Annotated in this window: 12 protein-coding genes and 2 pseudogenes; 1 reads left to right on the top strand and 13 read right to left on the bottom strand. The window is 65.1% G+C overall.

Annotated features, from left to right (window positions below; genetic code table 11):
• From J7360_RS18290 to J7360_RS18350, 13 genes and pseudogenes are all read right to left on the bottom strand, one after another.
• Positions 1–388: pseudogene (locus J7360_RS18290) on the bottom strand (methyl-accepting chemotaxis protein); the annotation flags it as partial.
• A 13-nt stretch (positions 389–401) separates the two neighbouring features.
• Positions 402–1,163, bottom strand: a complete 762-nt coding sequence (locus J7360_RS18295) for a transporter (protein ID WP_057659993.1) — start codon at positions 1,161–1,163, stop codon at positions 402–404.
• 302 nt (positions 1,164–1,465) lie between these two features.
• The gene (locus tag J7360_RS18300; RefSeq protein WP_209034422.1) at positions 1,466–4,255 is read right to left on the bottom strand and encodes a methyl-accepting chemotaxis protein; all 2,790 of its coding nucleotides are present in this window, start codon (positions 4,253–4,255) and stop codon (positions 1,466–1,468) included.
• A gap of 72 nt (positions 4,256–4,327) precedes the next feature.
• Positions 4,328–6,505: a methyl-accepting chemotaxis protein gene (locus J7360_RS18305; RefSeq protein WP_209034424.1), complete on the bottom strand. Its 2,178-nt coding sequence runs from the start codon at positions 6,503–6,505 to the stop codon at positions 4,328–4,330.
• Between the two features lie 532 nt (positions 6,506–7,037).
• Positions 7,038–7,571: a hypothetical protein gene (locus J7360_RS18310; protein WP_033481115.1), complete on the bottom strand. Its 534-nt coding sequence runs from the start codon at positions 7,569–7,571 to the stop codon at positions 7,038–7,040.
• Positions 7,572–7,889: 318 nt separating this feature from the next.
• Positions 7,890–10,181, bottom strand: coding sequence for a methyl-accepting chemotaxis protein (locus J7360_RS18315; protein WP_209034426.1), 2,292 nt, complete (start codon positions 10,179–10,181; stop codon positions 7,890–7,892).
• Positions 10,182–10,421: 240 nt separating this feature from the next.
• Positions 10,422–12,431 (bottom strand): chemotaxis protein CheA, encoded by a 2,010-nt coding sequence (locus J7360_RS18320; RefSeq protein WP_209034428.1) that lies wholly within the window; start codon positions 12,429–12,431, stop codon positions 10,422–10,424.
• Between the two features lie 33 nt (positions 12,432–12,464).
• Entirely contained in the window at positions 12,465–12,830 is a 366-nt protein-coding gene (locus J7360_RS18325; RefSeq protein WP_002806565.1) for a response regulator, read from the bottom strand.
• Complete coding sequence (locus J7360_RS18330) at positions 12,827–13,135, bottom strand: STAS domain-containing protein (RefSeq protein WP_003489692.1); 309 nt, start codon at positions 13,133–13,135, stop codon at positions 12,827–12,829. Before J7360_RS18330 ends, J7360_RS18325 begins: the two co-directional genes overlap by 4 nt.
• A 100-nt stretch (positions 13,136–13,235) precedes the next feature.
• Entirely contained in the window at positions 13,236–14,429 is a 1,194-nt protein-coding gene (locus J7360_RS18335; protein WP_209034430.1) for a chemotaxis protein CheW, read from the bottom strand.
• Entirely contained in the window at positions 14,426–15,208 is a 783-nt protein-coding gene (locus J7360_RS18340) for a ParA family protein (protein WP_003489696.1), read from the bottom strand. The genes J7360_RS18335 and J7360_RS18340 overlap by 4 nt, the downstream gene beginning before the upstream one ends.
• 1 nt (position 15,209) lies before the next feature.
• A complete protein-coding gene (gene motD / locus J7360_RS18345; protein ID WP_057664087.1) occupies positions 15,210–16,184 on the bottom strand; it encodes a flagellar motor protein MotD in 975 nt (324 codons plus the stop codon).
• Between the two features lie 6 nt (positions 16,185–16,190).
• Entirely contained in the window at positions 16,191–16,931 is a 741-nt protein-coding gene (locus J7360_RS18350; protein WP_005914940.1) for a flagellar motor protein, read from the bottom strand.
• Positions 16,932–18,132: 1,201 nt separating this feature from the next.
• Between J7360_RS18350 and J7360_RS18355 the strand changes: the two are divergent.
• Positions 18,133–21,288, top strand: a pseudogene (locus J7360_RS18355) (TonB-dependent receptor).
• Positions 21,289–21,618 lie beyond the last annotated feature (330 nt).

The raw sequence follows: 21,618 nt of genomic DNA on the forward strand, positions 1-21,618 counted from the left end.
GGTCTCGTTGTTCAGACCTTCCATAGGCCTGCAGTGCCGGCGTCACCGCGTCCAACTCGCTGCGCAATGCAGGGGCCAGCGGCAGTTTGCGGTTGGCTGCCAGCGACTCGCGAAATTCGCCCGCATGTTCGCCCAATGCGGTGCGTGCGACTGCAACTGCGTTATCGTCTTTCGTGGAGGCAGCAAGCAACGCCGCGGTGACATCGCCGCGCAGGGCGTCGTGCATCATGTCCGCCTGCATGTGGTTGCGCAGCGCGTCGGAAGAGATGACCTGTGCGGCAATCGCATCGAGCAGGCCGCGCTGGCCGTTATAGCCCACGCCACCCAGGGCGAGCAGCGCCAATGCGGCCACCAGCACCAGGACGCCCAGCATGTGCATGATCTTCATGGTGCAACCCGTGTCAGAAGCGGAAAGACAGGCCCACGCCGAGCGCGTGATCCGGTGAGCGGTCGTTGAGTCCGCGGCTGTAGACAGCGTCCAGTTGGACGTCGTTGCTCAGCAGCCAGGCCGAGCCGATATCGAGCAGGGCGACGGTGCCGCCATCGTCGCTCTTGGCGATCTGCGGCAACGCCACTTCGACGAACGAGCGCACGCGGTCGTTCCAGGCCTTGCCGAGAACGGCGCCGAAAATGCCGGCGGTATATCGGTTGCCCTGGCCATCGTCGTCCCAGATCACCCCGGGCATCATGCCCGCGGAAATGCTGTCGCTGAGCTCCCATTCGGCCACCAGCCGGAACGAGGGGCGCGCACCATGGCCGCGTAACGCCTGCGCGCCGCTGGGCAGATCCACGTGCAGCAACCAGGCCAGCGAGGTCTTGTCATCGTCGGAACTGGCCAGGTGGTGTTTGATGCCGAGCGAGACATCGGACATGCCGCTTACCTGCGCATCGCCGGGCAGGTCGATGCGCTGCCAGCCATCGGTTTCCAGCCGCAGTTCCCAGGTCTGGCCCAGGCCGTAGCGCAGCAGCGTGGGCGTGGAATATGCATCCACCGCGTCGTCGCGTTCCCACGCGACGCTGGTTTCCACCTGCACGCGGCGGTCGCCGACGGTGAGGCTGGATTCCACGAAATCCGTGCGGTCGGTCGCGATCGGGTCTTCAGCGCGGGCCTGACCCATCACACCCAACAACACAAAACAGCTGGCGATAACAGACGGCTTCATGGCATCCCTTGCGTGGCAACCTGCGGGAACGAATATCCGGATGCATGCGCTGGCTGTGTTGGCTGCAACAGCCTGCATGCATTGCTGGACCGGCTGCTGCGGTGGGGCGCAGGCAATCGATGTCATCCACACTAACGGCAACGCTGCATGATTCTTGATGCGCGTCGGACGGGCGGAAGGGCAGGGCATGCGCAGCGCGCCGATGACGCGCCATGCCGGATGCAGCTGTCGTGGAATGCAGGTAACGCTGCGAATGTAAGGTGACGCTTGTGTGCGCTTGCAATCCACTGCGCACGGGGCGGTTAGAAATCCTGCCACTGGCTGTCGTGACCGGCAGTGCCGGACGACTTGCCCACGGACTGACGCAGCGGTGTCGCTACGCGCTTGCCGCGGGCAGGTGACGGCTTGGTGGTGCCCACCGCGCGCACCGCTGGTTTGCCAGTGGACGCAGCCAACACCGGTTTGACCGCATGGTTGAGCTTGAAGACCGCCACCGCCTCGGTCAGCTGGCCAGCCTGTTCTTCCATCGCACGCGCTGCGGCAGTGGCTTCTTCCACCAGCGCGGCATTTTGCTGCGTGGCTTCATCCATCTGCGTCACGGTGAGGTTGACCTGCTCGATGCCGGTCGATTGCTCCTGCGAAGCGGCGGAGATTTCGCCCATGATGTCGGTGACGCGCTGCACGCTGGCCACGATCTCGCTCATGGTGGTGCCGGCCTGATGCACCAGCGACGAGCCTTGTTCCACCTTGCTCACCGAATCGTCGATCAGGTGCTTGATCTCCTTTGCAGCACCAGCCGAACGCTGCGCCAGCGTGCGCACTTCCGAAGCGACCACGGCAAATCCGCGGCCTTGCTCGCCGGCACGCGCCGCTTCCACGGCGGCGTTGAGCGCCAGGATGTTGGTCTGGAACGCGATCCCGTCGATGACGCTGATGATCTCTGCGATCTTCTTGGACGAGGTCTCGATGCCGGACATCGTGGTGACGACCTGCGCCACCACCGAGCCGCCGTGCGAGGCCACGTCGGCTGCGCCGATGGCCAGCTGGTTGGCCTGACGCGCATGCTCGGCATTCTGTTTGACGGTGGAGGTGAGTTCCTCCATCGAGGCCGCGGTTTCTTCCAGATTGGCGGCCTGTTGTTCGGTGCGTTGGGAAAGATCGTTGTTGCCGGCGGCAATTTCGCTTGCGGCTGCGCTGATGTGCGTGGCCGAAGTCTGAATGCCGGAGACAATGCCGGTGAGCTGCGCCACCGTGGCATTGGCATCGTCGCGCATGCGGGCGAACACGCCCTGGAAGTCGCCGTCCATGCGGGCGGTGAGGTCGCCTTCGGCCAGCGCACTGAGCAGACTGGAAATCCGCTCCAGGCTCAGCGAGGTGGTTTCCAGCAGGCCATTGAGCTGGCGGCCGAATTCCAGATAGAACCCATGCTTGTCTTCCAGCGCCAGGCGCTGGCCGAAATCGCCCATCAAGGCGGACTGCACCAGTTCGGCCACTTCCTGTTGGGTGCTCACTTCGGCGCTGATATTGCGCCACAGCAGCATGCTGCCGCTACGACGGCCATCAGGGGCATACAGCGGGGTCATGGTCAGATCCAGTGTCACCGGCCCGAAGCGGTAGCGCTCGGTGGTGGTGGACTGCAGCTGCCGCAGACGCTGTGTACGCGCGGTGCCTTCGCTGTCGTTGCCGAACACGTAGTCGATCGGCTTGCCGACCACCGCATCGGCACTGAAGCCGGTCTGGCCCTTGGCATGGAAGGCGGGCTCGCCCTGCTTGAACGAGGCGTGCAGCGCTTGGGTGATGAACACCGCGTTGTGCTGTTCGTCGGCCAGCAACACTTCCATTTCCGAGTGTTCCAGTGCGGTGCGGATGCGCAGGTTTTCGTTGGCAACCTGCGCATCGCGCTCGATGCGCTCGCGCAGGTCGCTCTGCATGCGTTGCATGGCGCCCATCAGGCGGCCCACCTCGTCCTGGCGCTGCACGGCGATCTGGTTGTCGAGCTTGCCCGAGGCGATCGCATCGGCCACGTGCGCGGCGGCCTCCAGCGGCCGCACCACCTGGCGACGCAGCAGCGCAAACAGCGCCACGCTGAGCACCAGCGCCGAACCAAGGCCGACCGCAAGGATGGTCCACAACAGGTGATGCGCCTGCTGCATGATCGTGGCATACGGCACCACCACGCCCAGCGCGAAGCGCTCCTGCGCCTTGCCGATCTGTAGCGGAACGTAGGCGCTGACCGCACCGTTTGCATCGGGGCTGAAATCCAGCGCGTCCTTGCCGGCCTTGATCGCCTCCAGCATGGTGCGGTGGCGTGCGTCGGTGACCTGCTTGCCGATGCGCGTGGTGTCGTGCGATGCCAGCACCACGCCGGCGGGCGAGAGCAGTTCGACGTAACCGTCCTGCATCGGGCGCAAGGCGCCAAGGCGCTGCTGCAATGCCGCCAGTGCCACGTCCACGGTCACCGCGCCCAGATACTTGCCGTCCTGCAGGATCGGCGTGGACAGCGTGGTCATCAGCACGGTCTTGCCGCCGATCTTGTAATCGTAGGGTTCGGCCACGGTCTGCCGCAGTAGCGCCCGCGGTTTCAGATTCCAGTCGCCCAGGCCGGGGGGTTCGTAATCGGTGAGCGGCTCGCGGACCAGTGTCTGGTCGCTGCGTCCCCAGTAGGTCATGAAGCGGCCTGTGGCGTCGTGGCCCTTGGCATTGGCGAATGCGCTGTCGTTGCCATCGAAGGCCTGCGGCTCCCACAAGGTGCCCATGCCGACCCACTCGGGGTGATCCAGCAATTGGTCGTGGACCACGGCTGCGGCACTGTCGCGGCTGATGCCGCCATTGGCGCGTTGTACCAGCAAGGTGGTGGCCAGCGATTGACCGGTCGTCAACGCCTGGCCAAGGTCGCTGCCGATCTGCTCGGCCTGGTAGCGCGCGGCATTTTGCATCGTGGCCTGCGCAGAGGCGCTCAATGCACGACTGCTTTGCCAATAGGTGATGGCCGCGGTCAAACCGAAGCACAGCGACGCGATGACCGCCGTACCGAACATCAGGCGGTACGCCAGGCGTCCGCTGAAACGTGAGTGGGTGGAAGGCGAGGTCATGGGCGTCGTTGCGAAAGGGAGAAGTGAAGGGAACGCGGAAAAGGCAACCCCGCCAGGGCGGGGCATGTGCGATCAGTAGGCGGCCAGCGCAACCCGCGCCGGCGCGCGTGCGCCTGCATGGCCAAACGGGTTGGAGGCGGCAGCAACGATCCGGAAGCTGGACACCGCTTCATCCAGCTGCTGCGCCTGCTGCTGCATGGCATTGGCCGCGGCGGTGGCTTCTTCCACCAGGGCCGCGTTCTGCTGGGTGCTCTCGTCCATCTGGGTGACGGTGAGGTTGACCTGTTCGATACCGGCCGACTGTTCCTGCGAGGCGGCAGAAATTTCGCTCATGATGTCGGTGACGCGCTGCACCGAAGAGACGATCTCGGCCATGGTCTTGCCGGCCTGATCCACCAGCAGCGAGCCCTCGGAAACCTTGCCCACCGAGTCGTCGATGAGGTGCTTGATCTCTTTGGCCGCACTGGCAGACCGCTGGGCCAGCGTGCGTACTTCCGAGGCGACCACCGCAAATCCGCGGCCTTGCTCGCCGGCACGTGCGGCTTCCACCGCGGCGTTCAACGCCAGGATATTGGTCTGGAAGGCGATGCCGTCGATGACGCTGATGATCTCGGCGATCTTCTTGGACGAGGTCTGGATGCCGGACATGGTGTCTACCACCTGGCTCACCACCTGGCCGCCTTGCGATGCCACGCTGGCGGCGCCGATCGCCAACTGGTTGGCCTGACGCGCGCTTTCGGCATTCTGCTTGACGGTGGAAGTGAGCTCCTCCATCGAGGCGGCGGTCTCTTCCAGACTGGCGGCCTGCTGTTCGGTGCGCTGCGACAGATCGTTGTTGCCGGCGGCGATTTCGCTGGCCGAGCCGGTGATGGAACTGGCGGCCTGCTGGATGCGCCCGACGATGCCGGCCAGCTGGGTGGCCGTGGCGTTGGCGTCGTCGCGCATGCGCGCGAACACGCCATGGTACTGACCCTCCAGGCGCGCGGTGAGGTCGCCTTCGGCCAGGGACGCCAGCAGCTCGGACAGCTTGCCCAGGTTGCGGTCGCTGACCTCCATCATCGCGTTGAGGTCGTTGATCATGCGCGCCGAGTCGTGCTTGAAACGCGTCGCATCGCCGCGCTGACTGAAGTCGCCGTTGGCCGCGGCCTGGGCCAGGCGTTTGATCTCGGTGTTGATCGCCAGCAGGCTGGCCTTGGCTGCATCCATCGCTTCATGCAGCACCGCACGCGTGCCGGGCAGGCGCGCGGCATTGCGCGACAGGTCGCCTTGCGCATACTCGTTGAGGATGCCGATCGCATCGACGATGGCATCCAGGTGCTCGAAGATCATCGTGTTGATGCCGGTGGCCAGCTCGCCGTAGACGCCCGGGAAATCGGTCGGCATGCGGTGGGTGACATCGTCGCCGGCATGCATGTGCACCATCACCTTGGTCTGCGCGGAGAATCGCTCCAAGGTGTGAACCATCTCGTCGGTCGCCTTGAGCATCTGGCCGATTTCATCGGTGCCGTGTTCGGCGGTACGCACGCTCAGGTCGCCGCGCGCCACACCCTTGATGGCTGCCAGGGCACGCGACACCGGCTCCAGGATGGAGTTGCCGATCATCCAGCCCACCAGCAGATTGATCAGTACCAAGGCGCCCCCGGCGATCGCAACGATGCCGGTGAACACCGGCGCCTGCGATTGGGTGTCGTCCAGGTACACGCCGGTGCCGATCACCCAGCCCCACGGCTTGTAAAGCGCGGCGTACGAGGTTTTCTGCACCGGATCCTTCTGCCCTGGCTTGGCCCAGGTGTAGTCGACATAGCCGCCGCCGGCCTGCGCTGCGGTGACGAACGCCGGAAACACGCGCTTGCCATCCGGGCTGAGCACATCGCTCAACGGCTTGCCGACCAGGTCGGGCCGGGTGGGATGCATCAGCATCGTCGGCGTCTGGTCGGTGACGTAGATGTAATCCACACCGCCACGTGCGCGCATGGTCGACAGGGTATGCAGCGCACTTTTCTTGGCGGTCTCCGCGTCGATCTCGCCCTTCTCGGCGCGCTCGGCGTAGCCATTGACCACTGCAATCGCCATCTCGATCTGGCTCTTGAGCCCATCGCGGCGCGTATCGGTCAGATCGACGTACTGCATGCGTGCGGCGATCACCGCCAAGGCAATGATGCCCAGCGCAACCAGAGCAGTCTGGGCGAAGAACTTGCGCTTGAGCGGCACATTGGCCAGCGTTTTTGCAACCGTGGTCTTCAGCGTCATGGCAGATATCCAGCAAAGGAATGTGACCGGTGTAAGTCGATTAGCGACCCGACTCCGAAAATGTTGAGCCGGACACACCGCAGGGTTGCGGACGACGTATGGCGGAGGCCATGTGCGAATGGTCTGAGTTTGCTCAGCGCGTCAACGCGCTGGCATGGCGCGCTGCGTACCCGATGCAATGGCAGCGCGCTGGGCATCACAGCGCGCCTGGAAGACATGCGGTGACGCGATCGCCGACGGCGCGCGCAACGGTGGCGGTTGCGCTATCGGCGAGCATCGAACGGCTCACATCTGCCTGGCGAATTCATCAGGCAATGTGGTGGGGGCGCTCAGCATCTTGGTGGAGGCGCTGCGCATGCAACATCGAGCATCGGGCACGGCGTGACCCGCAGCGGCAGGCGGCCCGGCGTGGTGTGCAGGCGTTTGGCCGATTACCTCAGCCGCACAAGGCGTGACGGTTAGCGTGAAGCGCAGCGTACCGCCCGTGATGTTGCCCGGTCGCTCGTGGCCACCTTGCGTTGCCTGCAGCGGCTCAGTTGCGCTGCGCAACGTTCACGCTGGCGACCGATTGCTGCAGGCTCTGCAGTTGGGCCCACAAGACATGGCGGGTATCGCCGCTATGGCCCAGCGACAAGGCTTGTGCGTATTGCAGATCGCCCTCGTGCAGGGCGCGATTGGCCTGGCGGTGCTGTGCCAGATACTTGCCCAGCTGCTGCTGCACCAGCGCGAACTTGCGTGCCTGCTCGCCCTGCGGCGCGGTGGCCTGGAAGTAGCCGGCGTGCCGTGCAATCCGCTGGTGCAGATTGCCCAGACGCTCGTCATAGGCGTCGATACGCGCCGCGTCGTGCCTGGCGGCAAGCTGTGCACGTTGATCGTCGCGCAACTGCGCCAGATCCACCGCCAGCGACTGCAATGCGGTAACCGGCACATTGTCCAGAAGCACCGACACCGGCGCTGCCGGGGCGGCGAAGGAGGGAGGTAGCGAGACGCCGGCAGCCACCAGCGCGGCGGTGAACACACAGCCCAGCACGGTGCGGGCAGAGCGGTTGGAGTTGGCGGTGTGCATGCGGAGGTCCTTCGATCTAGCGCGGGCGATGCGGCCCTCAGTGCTTGCTGTATCGGCCGCAAACGCCTGCGCTTGACCGATTTTCGACCAGCGGCACACTTGCATGGACGTCGCAGCGACTTCCTTCTCCTGCGGGAGAAGCTGGCGCGCAGCGCCGGATGAGGTGACCCAAGCCGCCGCACGCGCCCAACCGCAAGCTGTCGACAACGACACGCGAAAACGCCTGAGCAGAGTTTTCTCGCCGAAAAAGCCCCGACATCGCTGTCGGGGCTTGCTCATGTTGGTCGCCTTGTCGCCTGCTCCACGCAGAGGTTGCGGTCAGAACTCCTGCCAGCTCGAATCGCCATTGGCGGCTGCGGCGGTCACTGGGCGTGGCGTTGCTGTGGTTCTGGCTTTGGCCGCGACACCGGCCGGTGCGGGTGCGCGCTTGGTCGTGGTCGGTTTGGCAACGCCTGGCTTCGCGGTGGCCAGACGCGGTGGAGCAGGGCGCTTGGCCGCAGGCGCCACGGCAGCGACCTGCTGCACCTTGAAGATCGCCACCGCATCGGACAGCTGACCGGCTTGCTCTTCCATCGCACGTGCCGCGGCGGTGGCTTCTTCCACCAGCGCGGCGTTCTGCTGGGTGGCTTCGTCCATCTGCGTCACGGTGAGGTTGACCTGTTCGATTCCGGCCGACTGTTCCTGCGAGGCGGCAGAAATCTCGCCCATGATGTCGGTGACGCGCTGCACGCTGGCGACGATGTCGGCCATGGTCTTGCCGGCCCGATCCACCAGGACCGAGCCTGCGGCGACCTTGTTCACCGAGTCGTCGATGAGGTGCTTGATCTCCTTTGCAGCACCGGCGGAGCGCTGTGCCAGCGTGCGCACTTCCGAGGCAACGACGGCGAAACCACGCCCCTGTTCGCCGGCGCGCGCCGCTTCCACCGCCGCGTTCAAGGCCAGGATATTGGTCTGGAAGGCGATGCCGTCGATCACGCTGATGATGTCGGCGATCTTCTTCGACGACACCTCGATGCCGGACATGGTGGTCACCACCTGCGCCACCACGCTGCCGCCTTGCGAGGCAACCGTGGCCGCACCGATGGCGAGTTGGTTGGCCTGGCGCGCATGCTCGGCGTTCTGGCGCACGGTGGAGGTGAGTTCCTCCATCGAGGCGGCGGTTTCTTCCAGGTTGGCGGCCTGCTGCTCGGTGCGCTGCGACAGATCGTTGTTGCCGGCGGCGATCTCGCTGGCTGCGGTATTGATCGACAAGGTGGCGTGCTGGATGCGCCCAACGATATCGGCAAGTTGCGCCGTGGTGGTATTGGCATCGTCGCGCATCTGGGCGAACACGCCATTGAACTGGCCCTGCATGCGCTCGGTGAGATCGCCCGCGGCGATGGCCTGCAACAGCTTGGACAGCGAGCTCAGGTTGGCATCGGCGGTCGCCATCAGCTGGTTGAGGCTCTCCACCATCGCCTGGAAATCGTACTGGAAGCGCTGCGTGTCGCCGCGCACGCTGAAGTCGCCGTTGGCAGCGGCCTGCGCCAACAGCTTGATCTCGCTGTTCATCGCCGACAGGTTGGCCTTGACGGTATCCATGGTGGAACTGAGCACGGCCTTCTCGCCGGGCAGGCGGTCCATGTCCTGACTGAAGTCGCCGATCGCATAGTGCGACATGATCTGCGCGAGTTTCATCTTGACTGCGATATGCGAGCCGACCAGGCTGTTGGTGTCGCGCACCATGGTGCCGTAGTCGCCTGGAAACGCGTCGTGTTCCATGCGATAGCTGATTTGGCCGGCATCGTGGCGCTTGGCCATTTCCGATTGCGCTGCGAGCACGGCCTGCAGTTGCCGCTGCATGCCTTCCATGCTGTGCAGCAATTGCCCTGCTTCGTCGCGGCTGTCGACGTGGATGGCGTTATCCAGTTTGCCTTGTGCGATGGCACTGGCCACCCGCGTGGCGCGACCGAGCGGGCCAGCGATGCTGCGGGCGATGAACCAACCGGAAAACGCAGCCAGCAGCACGAACAGCGCCATCGCCACGAGCATGACTTGCACCGAACGCTGATAGGTTGCCTCGGCCTGCGCGATCTCGCTGTCCATGTGGGCAACGTTGAACTTGGTCAGCTCCACCAGTTTTGCGAACAGGTCGCGCCGCGCCGGACGCGATTGCTCATCGGAAACGCGATTGGCAGTGACCAGATCGCCGGCACGTATCGCGGCGCTGAGTGCAGCATTGGCCTTGTAGTAATCGGCCAGTTTCAGTTTGACCTCGTCGTACAACTCGGTCTCTCTACCTGCCGTGGTGGTCTTGGCGTAGGCGTCCTGCGCAGCCGCGACATCGGTGCGCGCCTTGTCCATGCGTTCGAAATAATTTTGCACCGCCTTCGGATCGTCGGCGTGCGCCAACTGAGCGAGTTCGTAGGTGCGGAATTCGCCGAGCAATGCGCGCATTTCGCTCAGTTGCTGCACGGCCGGTGCCCACACGGTGCCGATCTCGCGTAACAGATGCGCGCTCGATTGCATGCGCGCAAGCGCAAACCCGCCCAGGCTCAAGGTGATCAATGCGGTAAAGGAAAACGCCACGGCCAACTTGCGGGCAACGGCAAGATTGCGGAACCAGTTCATCGTGTCTTCTCGTATTGCAGAGACGACTGGCCTCTTGGCGCCCGCCAGCAGGTAGGCAAAGACGATGGCAAAGTCGACAGATCCGGACAAAGGGCCAGAATCTACCGTCGGTCGTGTCGGGCCGGACGGGTGTTGCTGATGCCGGCAGTCCCCATACTGCCGGCGATCGCTCCAGCAACCATCGTGCGTCGAGGGCGTGGTGGAGTCTTGCGCCGCGGCATCCACGCCGCGGCGACTGCATTACGCGGCTTGCGGTACCTTGAGCGAGCGCACCAGACCACCGATGTCCACGATCAGCGAAACCCGCCCATCGCCGAGGATGGTGGCGCCGGAAACGCCCGGAATCCGCCGGTAATTATTCTCGATGTTCTTGACCACCACCTGCTGCTGGCCGAGCAACTCGTCCACTTCCAGCGCGATCTTCTGGCCGTCGCCTTCGACCACCACCACCAGCGATTCCTTGGAGGACTGCTGCCCACCGAAGCCGTAGTAGTTGGTGAGCGAAAGGATCGGCAGATATTCGCCACGCACCCGCAGTACCCGACCGTCGCCAGCCATCGCGCGGACGTCTTCCGGCGCCGGCTGCAGGGCTTCGAGCACGTAGGACAGCGGCAGGATCAGGGTTTCGCCGGCGACCGACACGGTCATGCCGTCCAGAATGGCCAGGGTCAGCGGCAGACGGATCAACACGCGGGTGCCGCTGCCGGCGCTGCTTTCCAGCTGCACTTCGCCACCCAGGCCCTGGATGTTGCGGCGGACCACGTCCATGCCCACGCCACGACCGGACAGGTCGGTGACGGCATCGGCGGTGGAGAAGCCCGGTGCAAAGATCAAGTCCCACACTTGCGCATCGGTCGGGTTGTCCGGCACGGCGATGCCGCGCTCGGCCGCTTTTTCCAGGATCTTGGCGCGATTGAGGCCACGGCCGTCGTCGCTGACTTCGATGACGATGTGGCCGCCCTGGTGCGAGGCCGCCAGGGTAATCGTGCCGGTTTCGTCCTTGCCGGAGGCGCGGCGCGCATCGGGCATTTCCAGGCCGTGGTCGATCGAGTTGCGCACCAGGTGCACCAACGGATCGGCAATCTGTTCGATCAGCCCCTTGTCCAACTCGGTACTTTCGCCGATGGTGCGCAGGCGTACCTGCTTGCCGAGGCGGCTGGAGAGGTCGCGCACCAGGCGCGGGAAGCGGCGGAACACCGCATCGACGGGCAGCATGCGCACGCCGATGACCGCTTCCTGCAGGTCGCGGGTATTGCGTTCGAGCAGATCCAGGCCGGCGAACAGCTGTTCGGCATGCGCCGGATCCAGACCGGTGGAAACCTGCTTGAGCATGGCCTGGGTAATCACCAGCTCGCCGACCAGGTTGATCAAGGCATCGACCTTGTCGACGCTGACGCGGATCGAGCTTTCAGCTTCGGCAGCGGCGGCCTTGGCCGGTGTCGCCGCGGCGGCGGCAGGTTCGGCAACGGCACTCGGTGCGGCAGCGACCGCTGCAACCGGTGCGGCAGCCGGAGCGTCCACGGCCAGGCTCGGCGGCGGGCCGGGCACGGCCATCGGGCGGATGTCCAGCTCGCAATCGTCCACCACCCAGGCGAAGGTGTCTTCGATCTTGCTGCGCGGAATCTTGCCGATCAGGCCCAGGTCCCACGCCAGATACGCTTCCAGCGGGTCGATGTTTTCAAAGCCCGGCATGCGCTCCAGACGCGCGGCGATCTGCAGCGGGCCCAGGTGTTCGAGCTCGCGGATGATGCGCAGCGGGTCGTTGCCGCTCATGAACAGCGACGGCGCCGGCGTGAAACCGATGTGCCAGGCTTCGGGTTCTTCTTCCTTCGGCTTGGCGGCCACTGCGGCCGCCGGCGCTTCGCCAGCGAGCACGGCATTCAAGCGGGTGTGCACGGCCTTGACCGCAGCCGGGTCGGCCGGGGTGCCGTGTTCGGCTTCGCGCAACAGGGCGCGCAGCACGTCGACCGAGCCAAGCATGGCATCGACCGCATTGGGTTCGAGCTGACGCTTGTTGGAGCGCAACTCGTCCAGCAGCGTCTCCAGCACGTGGGTCAGGCCGGCAACGGCGTCGAAACCGAAGGTGGCAGCGCCGCCCTTGATCGAGTGCGCGGCGCGGAACACCGAGTTGATGATTTCCGGGTCGCGGTTGCCTTCTTCAAGCGACAGCAGCCCAGCCTCCATCGCGTCGAGCCCTTCACGGCTTTCCTCGAAAAAGGTGGCGTGGAAACGTTGCAGGTCCATGCTCATGGGCGTGACATCCGAAGCTGAAGCGAGAAGGGTTTAACCTAGAACTTTCTGGACGGTGGCGATCAGCTGTTCCGGATTGAACGGCTTGACCAGCCAACCGGTGGCGCCGGCGGCCTTGCCTTCGGACTTCTTGTCGGCCGCCGACTCGGTGGTGAGCATGAGCATCGGGGTGAACTTGTAGTCCGGCAGCTGGCGCAGCTCGCGGATCAGCGAGATGCCGTCCATGTTGGGCATGTTCACGTCGGTCACCACCGCATTGAAGCGCTGGCCCTTCGCGCGGCCCAGCGCAACGGCGCCGTCTTCGGCTTCTTCGACGGCAAAGCCGGCAGAGGTGAGGGCGAAAGAGACCATCTGGCGCATCGACGCCGAATCGTCCACCACCAAGATACGTGCGCTCATGCGGCGTTCTCCACAGATTTCAGGTTGTCATTGGATGCCGGGAGTCCGAGCGCGTCGGTGACGCCGAGCAGACGCGCTGCATCCCTAAAAGTGTCGTTGCAGCCATCGAATTCGGTGTGCAGGCCGGCCTGGCGGCGGCTTTGCACAAAGGCGCAGAGCAACTGCACGCTGGCGGTGTGGATGCGCCGGACTTCACCGGCATCAAGCACCAGGTCGCCGTCCTGGGTGAGGAATCCGGCAAGCTTTTGCTTGAGGTCGGCGCTGGTCTCGATGCCGAGATCCTCACCCAATGTCACTGTGCTCATTGTTGCTCCGAACGGATGGTTCTATGCGTACTAACGGCGGGGGGCGGAAAAGCTTTAACGGTGAATCGTTGTGCGTGCAGGTGCGAGCAAGCTAGGCGCGTCAATGCAGCAGATGGGTGGCATCGAGCAGGATCATCGGCTGATGGCCCAGACGTGCGACACCGCGGAACAGGTTGTTGTAGATGCGGCACAGGCGCGCGTTGTCCGGCGGCTCGATCTGCTGATCGGTGAGGCTGGTGACGTCTTCCACGGCCGACACGCGCAGGCCCATGGTTTCGCCGTTTTCTTCCAGGACCACCACGCGTGTCTGCAGATCCATGTCCACCGGGGAGGAGCCCAGGTGGATGCCCAGATCGATCACCGGGACCACCTGGCCGCGCAGGTTCATGATGCCGAGCATGGCACTGGGCGTGCCGCGCAGCGGCAGCAGCGGCACCGGCAACACCACTTCCTGCACCTTGAGCAATTCCAGCGCATAGGTCTGTTCGCCGCAGCGCAGACGCAGCCAGCGGGTGCTGCGTTCGCTGGCGCGGCGTTCGGCGTGAATCTTGTCGGCCTGGCCAGGCGCCAGCAGTGCCTGCAGCTCGGTCGGTGCCGGCGCCCGGGCCGGCGCGGGTACTGCACGCGGGGGCGGAGCGGGCGCGAGGATCGGGGCTGGTGCGGGCGCCGCGACCGGTGCGGCCTCCAGCCCGAAGGCGGGGTCGGCATCCATTTCTGCCAGCAGATCTGCGGTGATCAGGTCCACTGCGTTGGCCGCGGCTCCGAACGCCGGGTCGGCATCCATTTCGGCGAGGAAATCGGCGGCGATGTCGGCAGCGCTGGGCGCGGCGTTGACCGGCGGAGCGAACGCCGGGTCGGCGTCCATTTCGGCCAGAAAGTCGGCGGCGATGTCGGCCGCGCTGGGCGCGGCCTTGACCGGCGGTGCGAACGCCGGATCGGCGTCCATTTCGGCCAGAAAGTCGGCGGCGATGTCGGCAGCGCTCGGCGCGGCCTTGACCGGGGGGGCGAATGCCGGATCGGCGTCCATTTCTGCCAGGAAATCGGCGGCGATCGCATCGGCGCTACGCACCGCGGCAATCGCGTTGGAGGTGGCAGCCTCGGAGACAGTAGCGGCTTCGGGAAGTGCGGCCGTCTCGACCGGCGGCTCCGCCAGCGCGAGATCGGCATGCGCAATTGCCGGCGTTTCGCCAGTCGCTGCGGTGGCCGCGGGCGGGGCGACGATCTCCACGCCCGCATCGTGCAGCAGGCCTTCCAGATAATCGTCCAATTCACCGTTGGCGGTAGGGTTGCTCATGCGGCTTGCTCCATACGCATCGCGTCGTCGGCCAGCACCCATTCCAGCGCGCGGCGATACGCGGACAGACCGCGGCCCTGATAGTCGCCGCCAACGGCGGGCACGGTCAGCGCGGCGGCGTTGCAGATTCGGGTATCCACCGGCACTGCGTCTTCCCAGACGACCGGGCCATAGGTGGCCTGCATTTCCTTCAGCGTTTCGGTGCCGGCGCGGGTGCGGCGGTCGAACAGCGTGGGCAGGATCGACACCGGCAGCTCGCGGCGGCGCGAACGCTGCACCATGTCGGCGGTGCGCACCATGCTGGCCAGGCCATGCAGGGCAAGCGGCTCGGCCTGGGTCGGCACCACGACACGGTCGCAGGCGGCCAGTGCGTTGATCATCAGCAGGCCCAGGGTCGGCGGGCAGTCCAGCAGGATGTAATCGTGCTGGCCGGCATGCCGGGTCATGGCGTTCTGCAGCGCCAGGCCCAGGCCGGGCTGGTTGGCGCTACGGCGTTCCAGCGTGGCCAATGCGGCTTGCGCGCATACATACGACAGGCCCGGAATGCTGCTTTCATGCGCCAGGCTGGCCAGGTCGCTCGGCGGGGTGCCGAACAGGTCCAGCACCCCGCGCGGCGGCGGGTCGATCGCCACGCCGAAGGCGCGGGTGAGCGAGGAGTGCGGATCGAGGTCGATCAACAAGACCCGGTGGCCGAGCGCGGCCAGGCCGCGACCCAATGCCAGCGTCGTGGTGGTCTTGCCGACGCCGCCCTTCTGGTTGGCGATTGCCCAGATACGCATGTCACTGCACTCCTTGAATTACGGCGGGGACGGAACTTGTGCCGCTTTCGGTGGTGACGGCCGTTTGGCCGCCGTCAGACTTGGGAAGCTTGGGCGCCCCGGCGGCGGTCGCATTTAATTGCGATGGCGGATCGGGTGCGAGTGAGCCAGCCGAGTCAGCGAGGATGATCAACACCACACGCCGGTTCGCATTCCGTCCCGCCTCAGTGCTGTTATCGGCACGTGCGCGGAATTCTCCATAGCCCACCATCGCCAATCGTTGCGGGGCGATGCCGTCGTCGGCGAACAGGTGCACCACGCTGGCCGCACGCGCCGCCGACAGTTCCCAGTTGGAGGGAAATTGCGCGGTGGCGATCGGCTGGTTATCGGTATAGCCCTCCACGCGCACGCCATTGGGTGCCTCGCGCAGCACCGAGGCCAGCGTGGACAACGTCCCGCGGGCGCGGCCGGCCAGGGTGGCCGAGCCGGTACCGAACAGGATGTCGCTGTTGATCTCCACCTCGATCCACAGATCGTTGCGGCGGATGGTGATGAGTTGCTTGTCGATCAGCGGGGCCAGCGTCTTGCTCAGCTGTTGCTCCACTGCATCCATCTGCCGCTGTGCGCGCGCCAGTTGCGCCTGATTGCGCAGCGACACCGGCATGCGCATCTGCGCGGCCATCGACGGCAGCAGGGTAGGGTCGGTCGGGCCGTTGGAGGCCGCCATCGGCGCCCCGGCCTTGATCACGGATGGGCGGTCGTAATCGGCGCCCAGGGTCTGGGTCTTGCCCAGCTGCACCGGGCTGGCCTTGTTCGACGAGCCGCCGAAGGCGCTGGTCAGCGCCTGCGCCATGACCTTGTATTTGCCTTCGTTGAGCGAAGAAATGGCGTACATCACCACGAAGAACGCCAGCAGCAGCGTCATCAGATCGGCATACGGAATCGCCCACGCTTCGTGGTTGCCATGTTCTTCGTGGTGTTTGCGACGACGGGCCATAACGCGCTAATGCAAGTAGCCTGCCAATTTCGACTCGATGTTGCGCGGGTTCTCGCCCTGGGCGATCGCAATCAGGCCTTCGATCGCCATTTCGCGCTCGTTGGTGCTGCAATGGATCACGCTCTTGAGCTTGGCGGCGACCGGCAGGAACAGCAGGTTGGCCGAGGCGATACCGTAGATGGTGGCGGTGAAGGCCGCCGCGATGCCGTGCCCGAGCATGGCCGGGTCGGCCAGGTTCTTCATCACCGCCATCAGGCCCAGCACCGCGCCGATGATGCCCAGCGTGGGCGCATAGATGCCCATGCCCTCGAATACCTTGGCCGCGGCAAGATCCTGGCGCTCCTGGTTGTCCACTTCGATTTCCAGCATGTTGCGCATGGCTTCCGGCTCCACGCCATCGACCAGCATCTGCAGGCCTTTGCGCAGGAAGGCATCGTCCTGACGCGGCAATTGGTCTTCCAGGCCCAGCAGGCCTTGGCGACGGGCGATATTGCTCCACTCGACGATACGCGCCACCAGTTGCGGGCGATCGCTGGCCGGCGGCTGGATCACCCAGCGCAGGATCTTGAAGGCGCGCCGGAAAACCGCCGGCGAGGTGTGCAGCAGGATCGCGGCCACCGTGCCGACGATGACGATCACGAAGGCAGCCGGCGACCACAGCGACGAAATGCCGGCACCTTTCAACACGCTGCCGCCCACGATCGCCACGATCGCCAGCACCAGTCCGATTACGCTGAGTCTGTCCATGCATGCGGTATCGGCCCAGGCCCGGCGGACTTGATAGGTGCGCCCGGGTGGCGCGCCAGAAAGTTGTCGTTCTGGGGAATGGGTCTGCGAATTGTCGACTGCGCCGAGCGCGGGAGCGCGGCCGGGGACCGGTTCCTCGGCTCGACAGACATCCTGTCTGACTCGCCGTCGCAGCACATTCCCGTACCGCTCTCCGCCGATCTCCGGCCACACTGCTGCCTCGGCACGTTACTGGTGTGATTTCGAGGAGTCCTGAGTCCGGCGCGGCACTAAAGCCCTCTCCTGCGGGAGAGGGGTTGGGGGTGAGGGTACGTCCAGGCGCGGACTGTTGATTGCGGCTTCGGTGGGCGGCACCACCGCCCCCGGGGATCGGCTCTTCGGCGCGGCAGACATCCTGTCTGACGCGCCGTCGCGGCACATCCGTGTGCCGCTCTCCGCCAATCCCCGGCCACGCTGGTGCCTCGGCACGTTGTTGGTGTGATGTCGAGGAGTCTTTGGTTTGGTGACGTTAGGGAGTGGATGCGGATCCCTCGCGCCATTACGTTGCACATCATGTATTGCGTCTGACGTACCACGCGCGTCCACAGCATCGTGCACGGCGCGCGCGCGATCACTGCCGATACCGCTCTCGCGCGCCACTTCGGTGGCGACGCTGCATCGTGGCTGGCGCGCAGGCGACCGACGACCTGAAAACCCTGCCCGCCCACAGCGAAATCGAAACCAACGTGCAGCCGCGCGTAACGGCGTAGGGTGCCGGCGGTCCTTGGGGCAGCCGACAAAACGCGTGCACAGCTGTCAGTTGGGTGCTGCGACTCAGAGCCGCCAATTACCACGCGGATGCTGCGGTCCTCTTGCCGAGCTCGGTTGCAAGTAATGGGAGTGTGCAAGTGCTTCGGTAACCGCTTGCGCCCGGTTGCGGGCGAGTGCGTTTCGCTGGCGCGATCGAGCTGCTGCTGCAGGCAGGCTGTACCGTGCCGCGTGCATGCGTGGCGAGCCCGGCCGCCCATCGTGGCGCTCGCAACGCCGCGGGCCTGCTGCGCGGCAGAATGCGCTGGCGCATGGGCTGTGCTACTTAGCTTTCCACTGCATTAGAACGATCTAATCGCATCCGCGCAGGAGGGGAGGCAAGACGAGGGAAACCGGGCGCCGCAACGGTGCCGGATATTTTTGCATTACGTCGCGCGGCGTTCTTGTCCGATCGTTGGATCGATACAAATTCGCCGAAGCCGATCACTATTGGGAGAGCACGATCGAAATGAACTGCACGCCATTCGCACTCAACCGCAGCACGCTGTACGCCGGTATCGCCATCGCCTTGTTCGCGAGCGCCGCCTCCACCACCGCCGCCGCCCAGCAGGCCGACGGCACGCCGGCGCCCGGGGGCCAGGCCGCGTTGCAGGCCACCGACCTGGACGCGGTAACGGTGACCGGCTACCGCTACGCGATCGAAAAAAGCCTGGAGCAAAAGCGCAACGCCAACGCCGTGGTCGATGTGATCACCGCCGAGGATGTCGGCAAGTTCCCCGACAAGAACGTGGCCGATGCGCTGCAGCGCGTGCCCGGCGTGGTCATCAGCCGCGACGGCGGCGAAGGCAAGAACGTCAGTGTGCGCGGTCTGTCCTCGGAGCTGGTGCTGACCGAATTGAACGGCAACTACATCGCCACCGCCGAATCCAACGGCGACCCCACGCGCTCGTTCAACTAAACCTTGCTGCCGTCGAACCTGCTGGGTAGCGCCGAGCTGTACAAGACCCCGGAAGCGCGCATCGACGAAGGCGGCATCGGCGGCACGGTGATCCTGCAGACGCGGCGCCCGCTGGAACTGGAGCCACATTCCGGCTTCGTCTCTGCCGAGGGCACCTGGTCGGATACCAGCAAGAAGACCGACGGCCAGTTCTCCGGCTCGTACTCGTGGCACGACCAGGACAACCGCTTCGGTGTCTTCGTTGGCTACACGCAGCAGAAGCGCACCGCACGCACGCTCAATGCCAGTACCGAGAGCTGGCAGTGGTACGGCCGCGACGAAGTCGGCCCGGCGGTCGACGTGAACGGCAATCCTTCGGACTTCAATGCCAACTGGTGGGGCGGGACCGGTTTCTGGAACCAGGACGGCAATTACTCCACCGGTTTCATGATGCCGACGGCGGTCAGCCTGGACGCCAAGCGCGAGGAGCGCGAGCGCAAGGGCGGGCAACTGACCTTGCAGTTCAAGCCCACCGACGACCTGACCCTGACCGCGAACTACTTCCGCTTCGACCTGTCGCAGGACTCGCAGACCAATACCATCAAGATTCCCGAGTGGAACATCGCGCGCTACTTCGGCGACGGCAACTGGCGCGGCGGGCGCCTGCTCGACCGGCTGCAGTTCGATCCCAGCGGCACGATTGTCACTGGCGCCGCCTATAGCCTGCGTCCGGGCAAGACCTACTACTGCAGCGAGGCGCAGGCCGCCGCGGCCGGCCTGCCGCCGGGTGGCTGGGGTTCGGACGACTGCACGGTGCCGACGCCGCAGATCACCGGCAGCTACAACATCGAAAAATCGCAATCGCAGACGGTGGACCTGGGCGGCGAATGGCGTGGCGAGCAGGTGGACGTGGCCTTCAAGGCCGGCCGCACCTGGGCCAAGGGCGGGCCGGAGCTGCAGTTTTCCCTGCCGATCAAGCCGCGCCTGCAGAACGCCGACGGCAGCTGGACCAATGGCAACTTCGCCAGCGCCTGGGACCTGACCGGCACCCCAAGCATGACCTTCTCGCCGGAGCTGATGCAGAACCTGCGCGACGGCATCCTGCAGGTCGACCTGGGCTCGACCGGTTCGTCCTGGACCCGCAACACCAATCAGCAGCAGTACGCGCAGATCGATACCACCTGGCATTTCGATGGCGAGGTCCTCGACTCGCTGCAGTTCGGCATCAAACGTCGCGACGGCGGCATCCACCGCAATACCGGCAACAACTACTGGGTGTGCCCGGGCACCGACCCGGGCGACTACGACAACCGTTATTGGAACGGGCGCTGCAATGCCATCGCCACGCAGTTCTCGCCGGGCCTGCTGTTCGCGCAGGACAACCTGGCCGGTGGCGTCAACGCCAGCGCGTTCCCGGCGATCAACTTCCCGGGCTACATCGGCTACTTGAACCAAACCTACGGCGCGATGCAGACCCGTAGCGAAGACAACTTCGTCTACAACGTCGACGAAGAGATCTATTCCAGCTACCTGCAGCTCAACTTCCACACCGAACGGCTGCGCGGCAACGTCGGCGTGCGGGTGGCGCGCACCGGCCAGCGTGCCGAGTCCACCGACAAGGTGACCGCCTACAACGACTACTTCTTCGACGGCGCCGACGGCAATCCGCTGGCCTGCCAGCAGGGCGCTGCCAGCCCCGGCGGCGCCCCGGCCGACACCTATTGCGGCACCGAAGGCTACTGGCGGTTGGCCGACAGCGTGCAACGCACCGAGTCGTTCGTGGTGAGCGGGCTGGACCGCAACTACACCGACGTGCTGCCGAGTTTCAACCTGGCCTACGACCTGACCGAAAACCTGTTGCTGCGCGCGGCGGCGTCGAAAGTGATTGCACGCCCCAGCTACAACGACATCGCCGCGCCTGGCAGCCTGGAGTTCTACAGCCCCGAGTACGTGGCCGACCGGCGCCTGACCGGCGGTGCCAGCGAGCAGGGCTGGTACGGCTCGGGCAGCAACAAGAACCTGGAGCCGTACAAGGCCAACCAGTTCGACCTGGGGCTGGAATGGTATTTCCAGCCGGGTTCGGTGGCGGGTGTGGGACTGTTCCGCAAGAACGTGGAGAACTTCGCGGTCGACGTGATCAGCGACGTCAACATGATGATCGACGGGCAGATGGTCACCGTGCAGAACTACAGCACCCAGGCCGGCGGCCAGGACGCGGTCTCGCAAGGCGTGGAGCTCTACGCGCAGCACACGCTGCCGTTCGGCCTCGGTGTGCAGGTCAACTACACCTACAACGATGCCAGCAAGGCCGCGGTGCGGCTGGAGGACGGCACCGAGGCCGGCAAGACCTCCATGCCGGGCAGCGCCAAAAACCAGACCAACCTCACCGTGTTCTACGAGACCGACAGCCTGCTGCTGCGCGCCTCGTACAACCGTCGCGGCGAGTTGGTGCAGGGCCTGGTCAACGGCCTGAACGTCTTTGAAGAGCCGTACTACCAGATCGATGTCAACGCGGCCTACAACATCACCCCGGCGCTCAGCCTCACCGCCTCGGTGCTGAACCTGACCAAGCAGGAGTCCCGCGCGCACCTGGGCGACGACACCCGCGCCCGTTTCTATAGCGGGGGATACGCAGGCCGGCTGGCGTACCTGGGGCTGACCTATAAGTTCTAGCGCCAACGTGTCGCGCCCATGCCTGCCGCGGGGCTGTGTGGGCGCGATGGTTTGGCGACGGCTGGGCTATAGTGGAAGTGAACCTGGAATCGTTATTTCTAGTTACAGCAGAAAGCCCCGGCGTTGGTCGGGGCTTTTTTTTTGGGGCGGGTCGGCTGGTTCAGGATCATTTGCTTCGGCGCGGAGTTTCCACTGTCTACGCTAAAGTGCATTATTGGACTTCACCTGTCAGTAGGGTGTCGCGGGCTTTGCAGAGCTTCGTGTCACTCAAAGTCGGCAGTCTCTTTATGTCGAATCGCGCGGTTTGGAGTTAGGGAAGGTCTGAACAAC

This window comes from Xanthomonas sp. D-99, from assembly GCF_017746145.1.
In the GTDB taxonomy this organism is placed as follows: domain Bacteria; phylum Pseudomonadota; class Gammaproteobacteria; order Xanthomonadales; family Xanthomonadaceae; genus Xanthomonas; species Xanthomonas cissicola.